Origin of the sequence: Bradyrhizobium sp. 45, assembly GCF_023073155.1 — a bacterium.
In the GTDB taxonomy this organism is placed as follows: domain Bacteria; phylum Pseudomonadota; class Alphaproteobacteria; order Rhizobiales; family Xanthobacteraceae; genus Bradyrhizobium; species Bradyrhizobium canariense_D.
The window spans coordinates 49,922-65,478 of the sequence record NZ_JADPIX010000059.1 but is presented as its reverse complement, the minus strand read 5'-3'; the positions used below and the strand labels follow the sequence as shown (position 1 = coordinate 65,478).

At 63.3% G+C, this 15,557-nt stretch carries 23 protein-coding genes and 1 pseudogene; 2 read left to right on the top strand and 22 right to left on the bottom strand.

Annotation, left to right across the window (positions count from 1 at the left end):
- Positions 1–85 precede the first annotated feature (85 nt).
- Positions 86–1,699, top strand: coding sequence for an OprO/OprP family phosphate-selective porin (locus tag IVB42_RS10320; RefSeq protein WP_247377506.1), 1,614 nt, complete (start codon positions 86–88; stop codon positions 1,697–1,699).
- Between the two features lie 81 nt (positions 1,700–1,780).
- The gene (locus IVB42_RS10315) at positions 1,781–2,794 is read left to right on the top strand and encodes a zinc-binding alcohol dehydrogenase family protein (RefSeq protein WP_247377504.1); all 1,014 of its coding nucleotides are present in this window, start codon (positions 1,781–1,783) and stop codon (positions 2,792–2,794) included.
- Between the two features lie 31 nt (positions 2,795–2,825).
- On the opposite strand, the gene IVB42_RS10310 is transcribed toward IVB42_RS10315, so the two are convergent.
- The 22 genes and pseudogenes from IVB42_RS10310 to rpsC all read right to left on the bottom strand — a co-directional run bounded on the left by IVB42_RS10310 (position 2,826) and on the right by rpsC (position 15,552).
- Complete coding sequence (locus IVB42_RS10310; protein ID WP_204511511.1) at positions 2,826–3,119, bottom strand: DUF1330 domain-containing protein; 294 nt, start codon at positions 3,117–3,119, stop codon at positions 2,826–2,828.
- Positions 3,120–3,128: 9 nt separating this feature from the next.
- Positions 3,129–3,913: pseudogene (locus tag IVB42_RS10305) on the bottom strand (SDR family oxidoreductase).
- A gap of 159 nt (positions 3,914–4,072) precedes the next feature.
- Entirely contained in the window at positions 4,073–4,489 is a 417-nt protein-coding gene (rplQ, locus tag IVB42_RS10300; protein ID WP_247362361.1) for a 50S ribosomal protein L17, read from the bottom strand.
- A 135-nt stretch (positions 4,490–4,624) separates the two neighbouring features.
- Positions 4,625–5,656, bottom strand: coding sequence for a DNA-directed RNA polymerase subunit alpha (locus tag IVB42_RS10295; protein ID WP_007603046.1), 1,032 nt, complete (start codon positions 5,654–5,656; stop codon positions 4,625–4,627).
- 111 nt (positions 5,657–5,767) lie between these two features.
- Positions 5,768–6,157 carry a 30S ribosomal protein S11 gene (gene rpsK, locus IVB42_RS10290; protein ID WP_007603045.1) on the bottom strand — a complete coding sequence of 130 codons (390 nt, stop codon included), beginning with the start codon at positions 6,155–6,157 and terminating at the stop codon, positions 5,768–5,770.
- 122 nt (positions 6,158–6,279) lie between these two features.
- Entirely contained in the window at positions 6,280–6,648 is a 369-nt protein-coding gene (gene rpsM, locus IVB42_RS10285) for a 30S ribosomal protein S13 (protein ID WP_018456460.1), read from the bottom strand.
- A gap of 186 nt (positions 6,649–6,834) precedes the next feature.
- Positions 6,835–7,728 (bottom strand): adenylate kinase, encoded by an 894-nt coding sequence (locus IVB42_RS10280; protein ID WP_204511513.1) that lies wholly within the window; start codon positions 7,726–7,728, stop codon positions 6,835–6,837.
- Between the two features lie 264 nt (positions 7,729–7,992).
- Positions 7,993–9,324 carry a preprotein translocase subunit SecY gene (gene secY / locus IVB42_RS10275; RefSeq protein ID WP_007611601.1) on the bottom strand — a complete coding sequence of 444 codons (1,332 nt, stop codon included), beginning with the start codon at positions 9,322–9,324 and terminating at the stop codon, positions 7,993–7,995.
- A 152-nt stretch (positions 9,325–9,476) separates the two neighbouring features.
- Entirely contained in the window at positions 9,477–9,962 is a 486-nt protein-coding gene (rplO, locus tag IVB42_RS10270) for a 50S ribosomal protein L15 (RefSeq protein ID WP_027518586.1), read from the bottom strand.
- A gap of 72 nt (positions 9,963–10,034) precedes the next feature.
- A complete protein-coding gene (gene rpmD / locus IVB42_RS10265; RefSeq protein WP_018456457.1) occupies positions 10,035–10,241 on the bottom strand; it encodes a 50S ribosomal protein L30 in 207 nt (68 codons plus the stop codon).
- Between the two features lie 25 nt (positions 10,242–10,266).
- Positions 10,267–10,854, bottom strand: coding sequence for a 30S ribosomal protein S5 (gene rpsE / locus IVB42_RS10260; protein WP_007603037.1), 588 nt, complete (start codon positions 10,852–10,854; stop codon positions 10,267–10,269).
- A 47-nt stretch (positions 10,855–10,901) separates the two neighbouring features.
- Positions 10,902–11,264, bottom strand: a complete 363-nt coding sequence (rplR, locus tag IVB42_RS10255) for a 50S ribosomal protein L18 (RefSeq protein WP_007603036.1) — start codon at positions 11,262–11,264, stop codon at positions 10,902–10,904.
- An 11-nt stretch (positions 11,265–11,275) separates the two neighbouring features.
- Entirely contained in the window at positions 11,276–11,809 is a 534-nt protein-coding gene (gene rplF, locus IVB42_RS10250; protein ID WP_007603035.1) for a 50S ribosomal protein L6, read from the bottom strand.
- Positions 11,810–11,825: 16 nt separating this feature from the next.
- Entirely contained in the window at positions 11,826–12,224 is a 399-nt protein-coding gene (gene rpsH / locus IVB42_RS10245) for a 30S ribosomal protein S8 (protein ID WP_007603034.1), read from the bottom strand.
- 14 nt (positions 12,225–12,238) lie between these two features.
- Complete coding sequence (gene rpsN, locus IVB42_RS10240; RefSeq protein WP_007611604.1) at positions 12,239–12,544, bottom strand: 30S ribosomal protein S14; 306 nt, start codon at positions 12,542–12,544, stop codon at positions 12,239–12,241.
- Between the two features lie 46 nt (positions 12,545–12,590).
- Positions 12,591–13,148, bottom strand: a complete 558-nt coding sequence (gene rplE, locus IVB42_RS10235) for a 50S ribosomal protein L5 (RefSeq protein WP_007603032.1) — start codon at positions 13,146–13,148, stop codon at positions 12,591–12,593.
- The gene (rplX, locus tag IVB42_RS10230) at positions 13,141–13,455 is read right to left on the bottom strand and encodes a 50S ribosomal protein L24 (protein ID WP_007603031.1); all 315 of its coding nucleotides are present in this window, start codon (positions 13,453–13,455) and stop codon (positions 13,141–13,143) included. Before rplX ends, rplE begins: the two co-directional genes overlap by 8 nt.
- The gene (gene rplN / locus IVB42_RS10225; protein WP_007603030.1) at positions 13,455–13,823 is read right to left on the bottom strand and encodes a 50S ribosomal protein L14; all 369 of its coding nucleotides are present in this window, start codon (positions 13,821–13,823) and stop codon (positions 13,455–13,457) included. Before rplN ends, rplX begins: the two co-directional genes overlap by 1 nt.
- An 83-nt stretch (positions 13,824–13,906) precedes the next feature.
- Positions 13,907–14,155: a 30S ribosomal protein S17 gene (rpsQ, locus tag IVB42_RS10220; protein ID WP_007603028.1), complete on the bottom strand. Its 249-nt coding sequence runs from the start codon at positions 14,153–14,155 to the stop codon at positions 13,907–13,909.
- Between the two features lie 13 nt (positions 14,156–14,168).
- Positions 14,169–14,375, bottom strand: a complete 207-nt coding sequence (rpmC, locus tag IVB42_RS10215; RefSeq protein ID WP_007603026.1) for a 50S ribosomal protein L29 — start codon at positions 14,373–14,375, stop codon at positions 14,169–14,171.
- A 5-nt stretch (positions 14,376–14,380) separates the two neighbouring features.
- Positions 14,381–14,794 carry a 50S ribosomal protein L16 gene (gene rplP / locus IVB42_RS10210; RefSeq protein ID WP_007603024.1) on the bottom strand — a complete coding sequence of 138 codons (414 nt, stop codon included), beginning with the start codon at positions 14,792–14,794 and terminating at the stop codon, positions 14,381–14,383.
- Between the two features lie 32 nt (positions 14,795–14,826).
- The gene (gene rpsC, locus IVB42_RS10205) at positions 14,827–15,552 is read right to left on the bottom strand and encodes a 30S ribosomal protein S3 (RefSeq protein ID WP_007603023.1); all 726 of its coding nucleotides are present in this window, start codon (positions 15,550–15,552) and stop codon (positions 14,827–14,829) included.
- Positions 15,553–15,557 lie beyond the last annotated feature (5 nt).

Sequence of the window (15,557 nt, the reverse complement as noted above, 5' to 3'; positions counted from 1 at the left end):
CCGCAGCGTCGCGGGGTAGTCATCGATCAAACCTAGGCTCTCCGCCAGCGACTTGGGGAAGTTCGTCAAACGATGGAGTCATGACGTGAGCAGGACAAGAATTGCAGCCACGGCGATGGGTCTCGCCGCCGCACTGGCAGCCTCGCAGGCCCAGGCCCAATCGGCGAGCAGCAGCGACCAGGAGATCGCGCTCCTGAAGCAGCAGCTGAAGATGCTGGAGCAGAAGCTCGACAAGCTCCAGAGCCAGACCGCCGCGAATACCGCGGCCACAGCGAAGGCCAGGCTTGAGGCGAAGGCGGAGGCGAAAGCTGAAGCGCGTTCCGAAGCGAAGGCCGCCGTCGCCAACGCCAACGCGGCGATCCCGCTCAAGGGACCGGCGCCCGCATCCGGCGTCGTCGTGACAATGCCGAACAACCGACCGACCATCTGCACTGCCGATGGGGCTAACTGCGTCGGGATCACAAGCCGTGTGCATTGGGATGTCGGCGGCTACGACTATCGGCCCAACACGGCGGCGACCGTGCCGCAAAAGCTCGACAGCGGCGAGAACGTCCGCCGCGCCCGCATCGGTGTCGCCGGCAAGTTCTTCCACGACTGGAATTTCGCGCTGGTCTACGACTTCGGCGGCTCCTCCGACGGTTTTGGCGGCGCAGCTCCAGGTTCGCTGCCCGGCGGCGGCGTCTCCGGCATCGAGAACGCCTATCTCAGCTATACCGGCCTGAAACCGTTCGGCGGCAAGATGGCCATCGAAGGCGGCATCATGGACCTGCCCTACACCCTCGATGAGGCCACGAGCTCCAACGACATCATGTTCATGGAACGCGCCTCGGCGGGGATCGTCGCCACGAGCATCGCTGCGGGCGACTTCCGTTCGGCGGTCGGCACGCGCTGGTACAACGACGTGTTCTGGGCTGGCGCCTATGTCACCGGTCCCGCCACCGGTGCGATCCACTCAGCGTCGAGCGTTGCGCCGAACGGCACCACGGAACAATACGGCGCGGTCGCGCGTGTCGCCGGCCAAGTCGTCAGCGGCAAAGACTACTCGGTCCATCTCGGCGGCAATGCCGAATGGCTGATCCAGCCGACGCGCAATCTGGTGACGGGTGCACAGACGGTGACGCTGAACGATCGTCCGGAACTGCGCATCGATCCCACGGCGCTGGCTACGACCGGCGCAATCGCCAATGCCTCCGGCGCGCAGGTCTACAGCGTCGAAGCGGCCGCCACCTATGGACCGCTGATCCTGCAAGGCGAGTATTTCTGGTACAACATCGATCGCAGCGCCAATACCGGCCTGCCGCCGCTGGGTGCGCCAAGCCTCAAATTCCAGGGCGGCTATGCGCAAGCCGGCTACGTGCTGACGGGCGAGGGTCGCAGCTATAATGCGGCCAATGCGGCCTATGGCGGCGTCAAGCCGGCACACCCGTTCTCCCTCGAGGGCGGCGGCTGGGGCGCGTGGGAGGTCGCGGGACGCTTCTCCACGATCGACCTCAACGATCAACTCGGGACCGCAACCGGCATCGCAGGCGGCCGGCAGACCGTCTACACGGCAGCGCTGAACTGGTATGTCAACGGCAACGTCCGTTTCATGCTGGACTATCTGCATGGCACGGTATCGAGGCAGGCCACGCCGATCTCGACCGCTGATGTCGGTTCGAAGTTCGATGCGGTCGCGATGCGGACGCAGTTCGCGTTCTAGGTCTCGCTTGTCATCCCGGGGGCGCGCGAAAACGCGAACCCGGGACCCGGCATCTGCAACACTATCTGAAGGAGACAAGCCATGAAGGCCGTCGGCTACAGGAAGTCGCTTCCGATCGAGGATCAGGACGCGCTGTTCGATTTCGAGACCGCCAAGCCCGAACCCAAGGGCCGTGATATCCGCGTGGCTGTGAAGGCGATCTCGGCCAATCCGGTCGATTACAAGGTGCGCAAGCGCGCAGCCCCGCCCGAGGGCGAGACCAAGATTCTGGGCTATGACGCGGCCGGCGTTGTCGACGCCGTCGGTCCCGACGTCACGCTGTTCAAGCCAGGCGACGAGGTATTTTACGCCGGCTCGATCCTGCGCCAGGGTACCAATTCTGAATTCCACCTCGTCGACGAGCGCATCGTTGGCAACAAGCCGAAGAGCCTGTCGTTCGTGCAGGCCGCCGCCCTCCCGCTCACCTCCATCACCGCCTGGGAATTGCTGTTCGATCGGCTCGGTGCGGTGCCCGGCAAGAGTGTCGATCCGCGCACGCTCTTGATCACGGGCGGCGCTGGCGGCGTTGGCTCGATCCTGATCCAGCTCGCCCGCCGCCTCACCGGGCTGACGGTGCTCGCGACCGCGACGCGGCCGGAGTCGCAAAAATGGTGCCTCGGTCTCGGCGCGCATGCGGTGATCGACCACGGCCAACCGATGAAAGAGCAGGTCGAGAAGCTCAAGCTGCCGCCCGTCGCGCTGGTGGCGAGCCTCACATTCACCGACCAGCACTACAAGAGCATCGCCGAGTTCATGGCGCCGCAGGGCAGATTCGGCCTGATCGACGATCCCCCGGAATTCACTGTGAGCGCGTTCAAGGGCAAGGCCATCTCGGTGCATTGGGAATCGATGTTCACGCGCTCCTCCTTTCAAACCGCCGACATGATCGCGCAGCATCATCTGCTCAACGACGTCGCCGACCTCATCGACAAGGGCGTCTTGCGCACGACGCTCGACCAGACCTTCGGCACCATCAACGCGGCCAACCTCAAGCGCGCGCATGCACTGCTCGAGAGTGGCAAGTCGCGCGGCAAGATCGTGCTGGAGGGGTGGTAGCGGCCACTCACTCCGTCATGCCCGGGCTTGTCTACGGTGCCACGCCCTCGACAAACAGCAGCCGACGCTCCAGCGCCGTGTGCCGCAGCTTCAGCGCCTCGGCGTACTCGGCCGAGGCATACCATTCCTGCGCCCGCGCCATCGATGGGAACTCCACGATGATGATGGTCTTGGGCGGCGGGCCGCCCTCCACCAATTCGGCGGCGCCGCCGCGCACGAGATAGCGGCCGCCATATTGCGCGATGGTTGCTGCGGCCAGCTCGCGATAGGCTTCCATCGCGGCTCTGTCGCGTACCTCGACCTCGGAGATCACATAGGCCGGCATCCGCAGGCCTCAGGCAATCGTATTGATGATGCCGCCCTCCGCACGCAACGCCGCGCCGTTGGTCGCCGAGGCTTCCTTCGAAGCCGCATACACCACCATGTTGGCGATCTCATCGACGCTGGCGAAGCGCTGGAGCAGCGAGCTTGGGCGATGTTGTTTGACGAAATTGGCCGCGGCCTCATCGACCGACTGGCCGTTCTGCTTGGCAAGATCCTTCACGAACGTCTCGACGCCCTCCGACATTGTCGGGCCCGGCAGCACGGAATTGACGGTGACGCCGGTGCCCCGTGTGAGCTGCGCCAGGCCCCGCGCGACCGAGAGCTGCGCCGTCTTGCTCATGCCGTAGTGGATCATCTCGACGGGAATGTTGAGCCCGGACTCCGAGGAGATGAAGACGATTCGGCCCCAGTTGCGCTTGAGCATGCCTTTCATATACGCACGCGAGAGACGCACGCCGCTCATCACGTTGACCTCGAAAAAGCGGCTCCAGTCCTCGTCCGGAATGTCGAAAAAGTCCCTCGGCTCGAAGATGCCGGCATTGTTGATGAGGATGTCGACGTCAGCGCCGCGGCCAGCGCCTTGCAGCCCGCCGCGGTCGAGACGTCGGCGGCGATGCCGCGGACCTTTCCGCCCGCCCCTTCCAGCTTGCGCACGGCCGCATCGACCTTGTCCTGGCCGCGTCCGTTGATCACGACGCTCGCACCCGAGCCGGCAAGGCCCTTGGCGATGGCGTGGCCGATGCCGGCAGTCGAGCCGGTGACGAGGGCGGTCTTTCCGGATAGGTCGATGTTCATGCGTGATCTCCGTTGATGCTTGCGGAGATATTGGGCGCTGCCGGCACGATAGCAATCGGCACTCACCGACGCGTGAGGAGCGGGACGTAACCAACAGGACGGCCAATAAAAAAGCGGCGCCCGAAGGCGCCGCTTTCTGAAAACTCTCTGCCGGTCGGCTTATGCCGCCTCGGCTTCCTTTTCCCGCACCGGACCGGAATCCAGGCCCTTGGCATCGACATCACGATCGACAAACTCGATCACGGCCATCGGGGCGTTGTCGCCGTAGCGGAAGCCGGCCTTGATGATGCGGGTGTAGCCACCCTGGCGATCCTTGTAGCGGGGCGCGAGCGTGTCGAACAGCTTCCTGACCTGATCCTTGTCACGCATCTCCGAGATGGCCTGACGGCGCATGGCCAGCCCGCCCTTCTTGCCGAGGGTAATCAGCTTCTCGACGATCGGACGCAATTCCTTCGCCTTCGGCAGCGTGGTGACGATCTGCTCGTGCTTGATCAGCGCGGCGCACATGTTGGCGAACATCGCGCGGCGATGCTCAGCGGTGCGGTTGAGCTTGCGATGAACCTTGCCGTGACGCATTTATCTATTCCTTGAATTTCATTCGTCGCGACGGTTCGTCGGACCAGTTGCTCAGGTGGGCTGCCTGCGTTCGCCCGCTAAGGCGCGATGAATTCGCGCCTCAGCCTGTTGTCGTTCAGCCTGTCGTCGTTCGGATCAGTAGTGATCCTCGAAGCGCTTGGCGAGCTCGTCGATGTTCTCCGGCGGCCAGCCCGGCACTTCCATGCCGAGGTGCAGACCCATCTGGGCCAGCACTTCCTTGATCTCGTTCAGAGACTTGCGGCCGAAGTTCGGAGTGCGGAGCATTTCCGCTTCGCTCTTCTGCACGAGGTCGCCGATGTAGACGATGTTGTCGTTCTTCAAGCAATTGGCCGAGCGCACCGACAGCTCGAGCTCGTCCACCTTCTTGAGGAAGGCCGGGTTGAAGGCGAGGTCCGGGATGATCTCCTGGGCGACTTCCTTGCGCGGCTCTTCGAAGTTGACGAACACGTTGAGCTGATCCTGCAGGATGCGCGCCGCGTAGGCCACGGAATCATCCGGCGTCAGTGCGCCGTTGGTCTCGATCGTCATGGTCAGCTTGTCGTAGTCGAGGATCTGGCCCTCGCGGGTGTTCTCGACCTTGTAGGAGACCTTGCGGACCGGCGAGTACAGGCTGTCGACCGGGATCAGGCCGATCGGTGCGTCCTCGGGGCGGTTGCGCTCGGCGGGAACGTAGCCCTTGCCGGTTGCGACCGTGAACTCCATACGGATCTCGGCGCCCTCATCGAGCGTGCAGATCTGCAGGTCGGGATTGAGCACGACGACGTCGCCCACGGTCTGGATGTCGCCGGCGGTGACGACGCCCGGTCCGGACTTCTTGACGACCATGCGCTTGGGGCCTTCGCCCTGCATCTTGATCGAGATGTCCTTGATGTTGAGCACGATGTCGGTGACGTCCTCACGGACGCCCGCGATCGAGGAGAACTCGTGCAGCACGCCGTCGATGTGCACCGACTGCACTGCCGCGCCCTGGAGCGAGGACAGCAGGATGCGGCGTAGCGCGTTGCCGAGCGTCTGGCCGAAGCCGCGCTCGAGCGGTTCGGCGACGATGGTCGCGAAACGGGTCGGATCGCTGCCGGGCTGTACCTGCAGCTTGTTCGGCCGAATCAGTTCTTGCCAATTTTTCTGGATCGTCACTGTTTCACCCATACAGGCCAGTCAGACTGCTGTTGCAGGCACTGGCGTTGGAGAAAGGCCGCAGATCATTTCCACGGCTTTGCAAAAAATCATCGCGGGCGCCAATGCGCCCGCAATCTGGTATCAAACGCGCCGACGCTTACGGGGACGGCAACCGTTGTGCGGGATCGTGGTCACGTCGCGGATCGAGGTGACGGTGAAGCCCGCGGCCTGCAGCGCCCGGAGCGCCGATTCGCGGCCCGAACCGGGACCGGCGACTTCGACTTCCAGCGTGCGCATGCCGTGCTCCTGCGCCTTCTTCGACACGTCCTCGGCGGCAACCTGTGCGGCATACGGGGTCGACTTGCGCGAGCCCTTGAAGCCCATCGTGCCGGCGGAGGACCAGGCAATCGTGTTGCCCTGCGCGTCGGTGATGGTGATGGTCGTGTTGTTGAACGACGAGTTCACGTGCGCGACGCCGGAGGCGATGTTCTTGCGCTCACGACGACGAACGCGGGTGGCTTCCTTGCCCATAGACTACCTTTCCTGAAGATCTCAACGCCGCCGTAATGCCAGCGGCTACACCTGTGGAACGAAAGGCGCGTGGCGAACGGGTCATCCCCGGGTCGCCACACGCCGTGATTGGATGCGAAAACTTACTTCTTCTTGCCGGCAATGGCCTTGGCCGGACCCTTGCGCGTACGCGCGTTGGTGTGGGTACGCTGGCCACGCACCGGCAGACCGCGACGATGGCGCAGGCCGCGATAGCAGCCGAGGTCCATCAGACGCTTGATGTTGATGCCGACCTCACGACGCAAATCGCCCTCGACCATATAGTCGCGGTCGATCACTTCGCGGATCTGGAGCACTTCGGCGTCGCTGAGCTGATTGACGCGACGATCCACCGGGATCTTCACCTTCTCCAGAATCTCACCGGCGATCTTCTGACCGATGCCATGGATGTACTGGAGCGCGATCAGCACGCGCTTGTTGGTCGGGATGTTCACGCCGGCAATACGGGCCACGGCCTTCTCTCCTGTCGCCAATCCCTCGTCAGGAATCGGGCTTTAAGTGCTTGGTTTCTCGGGCAGGTGTTCACAAACGCGAACACGACGCCCACCCCTGGTCTTCCTGGGGCCCGGCATCGTTTGAAACTATCCGACTTGGATGCGGGCTTATTAGGGGATTCAGGGGGCTTTCGTCAACCGCTGCTAGCGCTTAGCTCGCCTTTTCGTGACCTTTTTTGCGGCCTTTTTGGCACCTTTCTTGACAGCCTTCCTGGCGGTCTTCTTGGCTGCCATCTTCTTTCCTGCCTTCTTGGCGGCTTTCTTGACGATTCTCTTGCCCGCCTTCGTAGCCTTCTTGGCCGCCTTCTCGGATTTGGCAGCCTTTTTGGCCGCTTTCGCAGACTTTTTGGCCGATTTCTTCGCCGCCTTGGCCTTTCTGGCCGGGGCCGCCTTTGTCGCACTCCGGGCGCGCGTCTTGCCATGTGCCTTGCCATGCGTCTTGGGCTCGACCGCCCCGAGCGCCAGGAGCTGGCGATGGATGGCGCGGGTGACCTCATCGATGGCCATCATGCCGTCGATGGTCGAGAGCTTGCGCCGCTCGGAATAGTAGTGAATCAGCGGTTCCGTCTGGCTGCGGTAGCTGGCGAGTCGCTTGGTCAGCACCTCCGGGGTGTCATCAAGCCGGACCTCTTCCCCGCGCTCGCGCATCTGGGCGACGCGAGTCTCGACGCGATTCAGGAGCGCGCTTTCGTTGACGCGGAGCTCGATCACGGCATCGAGCTTGAGGTGCTTGTGCTTGAGCAGCTCATCCAGCGCCTCGGCCTGCGGCACGGTCCGCGGGAAACCGTCAAGGATGAAACCGTTTTTGGCATCCGGCTGATCGATCCGATCGGAGATGATCCCCACCACGACATCGTCTGGCACGAGACCGCCGCTGGCCATGATCTCCTTAGCCTTGAGCCCGACCGGCGTTCCGGCCGCCACCGCTGCACGCAACATCTCGCCGGTCGAGAGCTGGACGATGCCATAGCGCTGCACCAGCAGCTGCGCCTGGGTGCCCTTGCCCGATCCCGGTGGCCCCAGAAGTATAATTCTCATCGGCGTACGCCCCCCGATTGGTGCGCGATACGTCGCGCGCCCGTGTTTTGAAGTCCAGTTACAGTGCAAATCATAATCAGCGCCGCACCGCTACCCATATCATAGGGGAGCAAATGGCCAGACGCCAAGAAGCCTTTGAGATCAATGCTTGCACGACAGGAAGAGCGACTCTGCCGAGGCGACCGAATGGCCGGCTCGCCGTCCGCGCGCATTGCACGCGCGGCGAATCGGCGGCGCAATCGCGCCGCCCGAGGGACGCCGCGCTTAACGGCGGCGGCCGCGCAGCTTCGACTTCCGGATCAGGCCTTCGTACTGATGCGCCAGGAGATAGCCCTGCACCTGCGCCACCGTGTCCATGGTGACGCTGACGACGATCAACAGCGAAGTGCCGCCAAAGTAGAACGGCACCGACGCGTAGGAGATCAGGATTTCCGGAATCAAGCAGACGATCGCCAGATACACCGCGCCGAGCACGGTGATCCGCGACAGCACGTAGTCGATATATTCCGCGGTACGCTCGCCCGGGCGGATACCCGGAATGAAGCCGCCGTGCTTCTTCAGATTGTCCGCGGTCTCGGTCGGATTGAACACGATCGCGGTGTAGAAGAAGGCGAAGAACACGATCAGCGCCAGATACATGATCAGGAACAGCGGACGGCCGTGGCCGAGCTGGGTGTTGATCCACTGGAACCATTCCGGCCCACTGCCCGCGTTGAAGTTCGCGACCGTGGTCGGCAGCAGCAGCAGCGAGGACGCGAAGATCGGCGGGATCACGCCCGAGGTGTTGAGCTTGAGCGGCAGATGCGAGGACTGCCCCTCGAACATCTTGTTGCCGACCTGGCGCTTCGGATACTGGATCAAGAGCCGGCGCTGGGCGCGCTCCACGAACACGATGAAGGCGATCACGGCCACCGCCATGATGATGACGACCAGAATCAGGCCGGTCGACATCGCACCCTGACGGCCGAGCTCGAGCATGTTGGCGAGCGCCGCGGGCAGCTCGGCGACGATGCCGGAGAGAATGATCAGGGAAATGCCGTTGCCGATGCCGCGCGACGTGATCTGCTCGCCCAGCCACATCAGGAACATGGTGCCGCCGGTCAGCGTGATCGCCGTCGACAGGCGGAAGAACATGCCGGGGTCGCTGACGACGTTGCCAGCGCCTTCGAGGCCCACCGCAATGCCGTAGGACTGGAACGCGGCCAGGATCACCGTGAGATAACGGGTGTACTGGTTCAGCAGCTTGCGGCCGGACTCGCCTTCCTTCTTCAGCGCCTCGAGCTGCGGCGAGACGGTGGTCAGGAGCTGGATGATGATGGAGGCGGAGATGTACGGCATGATGTTCAGCGCAAAGATCGCCATGCGGTGAATGCCGCCGCCAGCGAACATATTGAACATGCCGAGGATGCCGCCCGCCTGGGAGCGGAACACCTGCTCCCAGATGTTGGGATCGATGCCGGGCAACGGGATGTAGGTCCCGAGCCGATAAACGAGCAGCGCGCCCAGGGTGAACCAGATGCGCTTCTTCAGTTCGTCGGCCTTGGCAAACGCACCGAAATTGAGATTGGCTGCCAGTTGTTCCGCTGCAGAGGCCATCTTGGACTTTCTCCCGCCGCTTATTGCGCCGTTATGCCCGCGGCCGGGCTACATTATACCGGACACCGGACATTATCTGGGGCTACGGCTTCGATAAGTCCATCGTCCCGCGTGCGTAAAGGCCCGCGAGCCGCGGGCCGATGACGCAGTTGTTACGCCGCCTCGCCTTCTTCCTTGGCAGGCGCGAGGATCTTCACCGAGCCGCCGGCCTTCTCGACTGCCGCGATCGCGGTCTTCGAGGCGCCGTGCACTTCGATGTTGAGCTTGGCCTTGAACTCGCCGCGGCCGAGCAGCCGCAGGCCACCCTTGGCGCGGCGCAGCACGCCGGCCTTGACCAGGGATTCGACGTTCACGACGCTGCCGGCGTCGATCTTCTTGGCATCGACCGCATCCTGGAGCCGGTCGAGATTGATCTCGGCGAACTCCACGCGGAAGATGTTGTTGAAGCCGCGCTTGGGCAGACGGCGATGCAAGGGCATCTGGCCGCCTTCGAAACCCTTGATGCGCACGCCCGAACGCGCGGTCTGGCCCTTGCCACCGCGGCCGGCCTGCTTGCCCTTGCCCGAACCAATGCCGCGGCCGACGCGCATACGCTTCTTGCGCGAGCCGGCATTGTCGGCGATATCGCTGAGCTTCATCGCCCTGCTCCTTGTTTCTTGCGCATGACCTTCACCGAAAACGGGTCCCGCTTCGGGATCGTGCGCCTTTGCTTACTTCTCGTCGACAATGCGAACGAGATGGTGAACTTTCAAGATCATGCCGCGGACCGCCGGGGTGTCCGGCAGTTCGCTGATGCGGCCGATCTTGTTGAGCTTGAGCCCGATCAGCGTCGAACGCTGCGAGTGATGGCGGCGGATCGCGCTGCCGGTCTGCTCGAGCTTGATCGTCTTTGCGGTCGTAACGGCACTCTTGGCCATAGGCGTCTACTCCGAAAAGCTTCCGTTATTCGGCAACCGCCTCGGCGTCACCACCGATACGGCGGGACTGGAGGGTGGACACCTTGATGTTGCGGCGGGCAGCGACCGAGCGCGGCGAATCCTGATGCTTCAGCGCATCGAAGGTCGCGCGAACCATGTTGTACGGGTTCGACGAGCCGATCGACTTCGCAACCACGTCCTGGACGCCGAGCGTCTCGAACACGGCGCGCATCGGACCGCCGGCGATGATGCCGGTACCGGCCGGAGCTGCGCGCAGGTAAACACGGCCCGCGCCATGACGGCCGGCGATGTCGTGATGCAGCGTGCGGCCCTCGCGCAACGACACGCGGGTCAGGTTGCGCTTGGCGGATTCGGTTGCCTTGCGGATCGCCTCGGGCACTTCGCGCGCCTTGCCGTGACCGAAGCCGGCGCGGCCCTTCTGGTCGCCGATCACGACCAGCGCTGCGAAACCGAAGCGCTTGCCGCCCTTGACGACCTTGGCGACGCGATTGATGTGGACGAGCTTGTCAACGAACTCGCTGTCGCGCTCTTCCCTGCGTTCACGTCCGCCGCCGCGTTGATCGCGTCCACCACGTTGTTCGCGTTCTGCCATGGTTTTTCCAGTCCTTCAGAGGCTTACGCCTCAATCCTCAAATTCTGTTAGAAGCTCAGCCCGCTTTCACGCGCCGCGTCGGCAAGAGCCTTGACGCGCCCGTGATAGAGATAGCTGCCGCGATCGAACACGACTTCCTTGACACCCTTCTCGGCGGCGCGCTCGGCCAGCAGCTTGCCGACCGCCTTCGCCGCATCGATGTCGGCGCCGGTCTTGCCGCCATCGCGCATCGACTTCTCGAGCGACGAGGCAGAGGCCAGCGTCTCGCCCTTCAGGTCGTCGATGACCTGGGCGTAGATGTGCTTGGACGAGCGGAACACCGACAGGCGCGGACGGCCGCCACCCGAGCGGCGCAGCTTCAGTCGTACACTGCGCTTGCGCCGGGCATTCGTAACCTTGGCTTTCGACATGACCGGCTCCGTTACTTCTTCTTGCCTTCCTTGCGGAAGATGAATTCGCCAACATACTTCACGCCCTTGCCCTTGTAGGGCTCCGGCGGACGATAGGAGCGAATCTCGGCGGCGACCTGGCCGACGCGCTGAATGTCGCTGCCGGTCACCGTGATCTCGGTCGGCTTCGGCACGGTGATCGTGATCCCCTCCGGGATCGCGTAGACCACATCGTGGCTGTAGCCGAGCGCGAGCTGCAGGTTCTTGCCCTGCAGCGCGGCGCGGTAACCGACGCCGGTGATTTCGAGCTTCTTCTCGAAACCCTTGGTGACACCCTCGACCAGATTCGCGACCTGGGCGCGAGCGGTCCCGTACAGGGCCCGCGCGCGGTTGGTCTCGACCCGCGGGTTCACCTTGACCTGGCCGTTGTCGAGCTTCACCTCGACGTCGTTATGGACGACGAACTGAAGCTGGCCCTTCGGCCCCTTCATCTTGACGGTCTGCCCGTCGACGGTCGCGGTCACACCCGACGGCACCGCTACCGGTCTTTTGCCAACACGTGACATGGATCAAAAATCCTTCTCAGAACACCGTGAAGAGAACTTCGCCGCCCACGTTCGCTTCACGCGCACTGTGGTCAGCCATGATTCCCTTCGGCGTCGACAACACCGAAATGCCGAGTCCGTTATTGACCCGCGGCAGGTTCTTCACCGAGGCGTACACGCGACGTCCGGGCTTGGAGACACGCTCGATCTCACGGATAACGGGCTCGCCGTCGAAATACTTCAGCTCGATCTCGATCTCGCTGCGGCCCGAGGAATGCTCGAGCGTCGCGTAACCGCGGATGTAGCCTTCGCTCTTCAGCACCTCGAGCACGTTCTCGCGCATCTTCGAGCCAGGCGTGGAGACCTTGTTCTTGGAGCGCATCTGCGCGTTACGGATGCGGGTGATCAGATCGCTGATTGGATCGTGCGTAGACATCTAAACGACCCTCCTTACCAGCTGGACTTCACGAGGCCCGGGACCATGCCCTTGGAGCCAAGGTCCCGCATTGCGATGCGGGACAGTTTGGTCAAGCGATAGTTCGAGCGCGAACGGCCCGACAGCTCGCAACGCAGACGGATGCGGGTCGCCGACGAGTTGCGCGGCATTTCCGCCAGCTTCAGGGTCGCAGCGAACCGCTCCTCCATCGGCAACGTCTTGTCGGCGATGATCGCCTTCAACCGCTCGCGCTTCGGGGCGGCGTTCTTCGTCATCCGCTTGCGCCGGTTGTTCTTCTCGATTGAACTCTTCTTTGCCATGCTTGGCTCCTGGGTATCCGCGTTTGAGAGGCTTTAGGTCAGCGTCTCACTGCCGGAACGGGAAATTGAATGCGGTCAACAAGGCCCTCGCCTCGTCGTCGGTCTTGGCCGTGGTGCAGACGGTGATGTCCATACCGCGGGATTCCGTGACCTTGTCGAAGTCGATCTCGGGGAAAATGATGTGTTCCTTGAGGCCGAGCGAGTAGTTGCCGCGGCCATCGAAGCTCTTCGGGTTCAAGCCGCGGAAGTCGCGGACGCGGGGCAGCGCGACCGTCACCAGACGATCGATGAACTCGTACATACGGGCCTTGCGCAGCGTGACCTTGCAGCCGATCGGCTGGTTCTCACGCAACTTGAAGGTCGCGATCGCGATCCGCGAATAGGTCACGATCGCCTTCTGGCCGGCGATCTGGGTCAATTCCGCAGCGGCGTTCTCGGCCTTCTTGCGGTCGTTGACGGAATCGCCAACGCCCATGTTCAGCACGACCTTGTCCAGGCGCGGAACCTGCATGACGTTCTCATAACCGAACTTCTCGGTCATTTCCGTCCGGATCTTCGCGTCGTATTCCGCGCGCAGGCGCGGTGTGTAAGCGGCCTCAGCCATCGATCTCAGCTCCCGAGCTCTTGGCGATGCGGACCTTCTTGCCGTCCGCCAGAATCTTGAATCCGACGCGGGTCGGCTTCCCGTCCTTGCCGACATACGCGATGTTGGACAGTTGGATCGGCGACTCTTTCGAGATGATGCCGCCCTCCTGGGCCTGCGTCTGCTTCTGGTGACGCTTGACCATGTTGATGCCGCGCACCAGCGCCGTACCGGCGTCGGGACGCACTTCGAACACCTCGCCGGTGCGGCCTTTGTCGCGGCCGGTCAGCACGACGACCTTGTCGCCCTTGCGGATCTTCGCAGCCATCACAGCACCTCCGGCGCGAGCGAGATGATCTTCATGTGGTTCTTGGCGCGCAGCTCGCGCGGCACGGGCCCGAAGATACGGGTACCGACCGGCTCGGACTGATTGTTGATCAGAACGGCGGCGTTGCGGTCGAAGCGGATGACCGAACCGTCGGCGCGGCGAATGTCCTTGCGGACGCGCACCACGACGGCCTTCATCACGTCGCCCTTCTTCACCTTGCCGCGCGGAATAGCTTCCTTGATCGAGACAACGATGATGTCGCCGATCGTGGCGTAGCGGCGCTTGGAGCCCCCGAGCACCTTGATACACATGACACGGCGTGCGCCAGAATTATCGGCCACGTCGAGGTTGGTCTGCATCTGAATCATTGATGCACCTCGTCCTCTTCTCTTTGCGCCAGCCCAGCCGGCGCTCAACATTAACCTGAAGTCAGTCGGCTAAAGCCAACAGATCAGGCGCTTTTCTTGTGTTCGCCCCGGATCACGACCCAGCGCTTCAACTTCGAAATCGGCTTCGATTCCTCGATCCACACCATGTCGCCCGGCTTGAACTCGTTGCTCTCGTCGTGCGCGTGGTAGTTCTTCGAACGGCGGATCGTCTTCTTGTAGATCGGGTGCGTAAAGCGGCGATCGACGCGCACCACGATGGTCTTGGCTTGCTTGTCGCTGACGACCACGCCCTGCAAAGTACGTTTCGGCATCTTCGTAAGCCTCTTACTTCTTCTTCGCGCGCGTCTGCGCGGCGACGGTCTTGATCCGGGCGATGTCACGGCGGGCTTCGCGCAGGCGCGAGGTGTTCTCGAGCTGCCCGGTGGCGCGCTGGAAGCGCAGGTTGAAGCGCTCCTTCTTCAGGTTCAGGATGGCGTCGTCCTGCTGATCGGGGCTCAACGCGCGGATGTCTTCGATTTTCATCTGGGCCATGGCCATTACTCCGCAATGCGCTCGACGAAGCGCGTCTTGATCGGCAGCTTGGCTGCCGCCAGGGTCAGCGCTTCACGCGCCGTCTGGGTGTTGACGCCGTCGATCTCGAACAGCACCCGGCCCGGCTTGACGCGCGCGACCCACAATTCCGGCGCGCCCTTGCCGGAACCCATGCGGACTTCGGCAGGCTTCTTCGACACGGGAACGTCGGGGAATATGCGGATCCAGACGCGGCCGGCGCGCTTCATGTGGCGGGTCAGCGCGCGGCGAGCGGCTTCGATCTGGCGCGCGGTGACGCGCTCAGGCTCGGTCGCCTTCAGACCGAACTGGCCGAACGCCAACGTCGCGCCCGAAGACGCAACGCCGTGGATACGGCCCTTATGCGCCTTCCGGAACTTCGTTTTCTTAGGTTGCATCATGGCTTCAAGCCCTCAAATTCTCTGTGCTGGCGTCAGGCTGCAGCGTTGTCCCGGCGCTGCCGGCCGCCGCGATCGCCGCCGCCACCAGTCTCACCTTCGGCCATTCTCTTGTCCTGGGCCATCGGATCGTGCTCGAGGATCTCGCCCTTGAAGATCCAGACCTTGACACCGCAGGTGCCGAAGGTCGTGAACGCGGTCGCAACCCCGTAGTCGATGTCTGCGCGCAGCGTGTGCAGCGGCACGCGACCTTCGCGGTACCACTCCATGCGCGCGATTTCCGCGCCGCCCAGACGTCCCGAGCAGTTGATGCGGATGCCTTCCGCACCGAGACGCATCGCTGACTGCACGGCGCGCTTCATGGCGCGGCGGAACGCCACGCGGCGCTCCAGCTGCTGCGCGATCGACTCGGCCACCAGCGTCGCATCGAGCTCCGGCTTGCGGATTTCGACGATGTTGATGACCACGTCGGACGCCGTGATGTCCGCGACCTTCTTGCGCAGCTTGTCGATGTCGGCGCCCTTCTTGCCGATCACCACGCCCGGACGAGCCGAGTGGATGGTGACGCGGCACTTCTTGTGCGGACGCTCGATCACGATGCGGGCAACGGCTGCCTGCTTGAGCTCCTTGTGCAGGATCTCACGAATCTTGACGTCCTCGTGCAGCAGCTTGCCGTATTCCTGCTTGCCGGCGTACCAGCGGGAATCCCAGGTCCGGTTGATGCCGAGACGCAGACCGATCGGATTGATCTTTTGACCCATCGTGT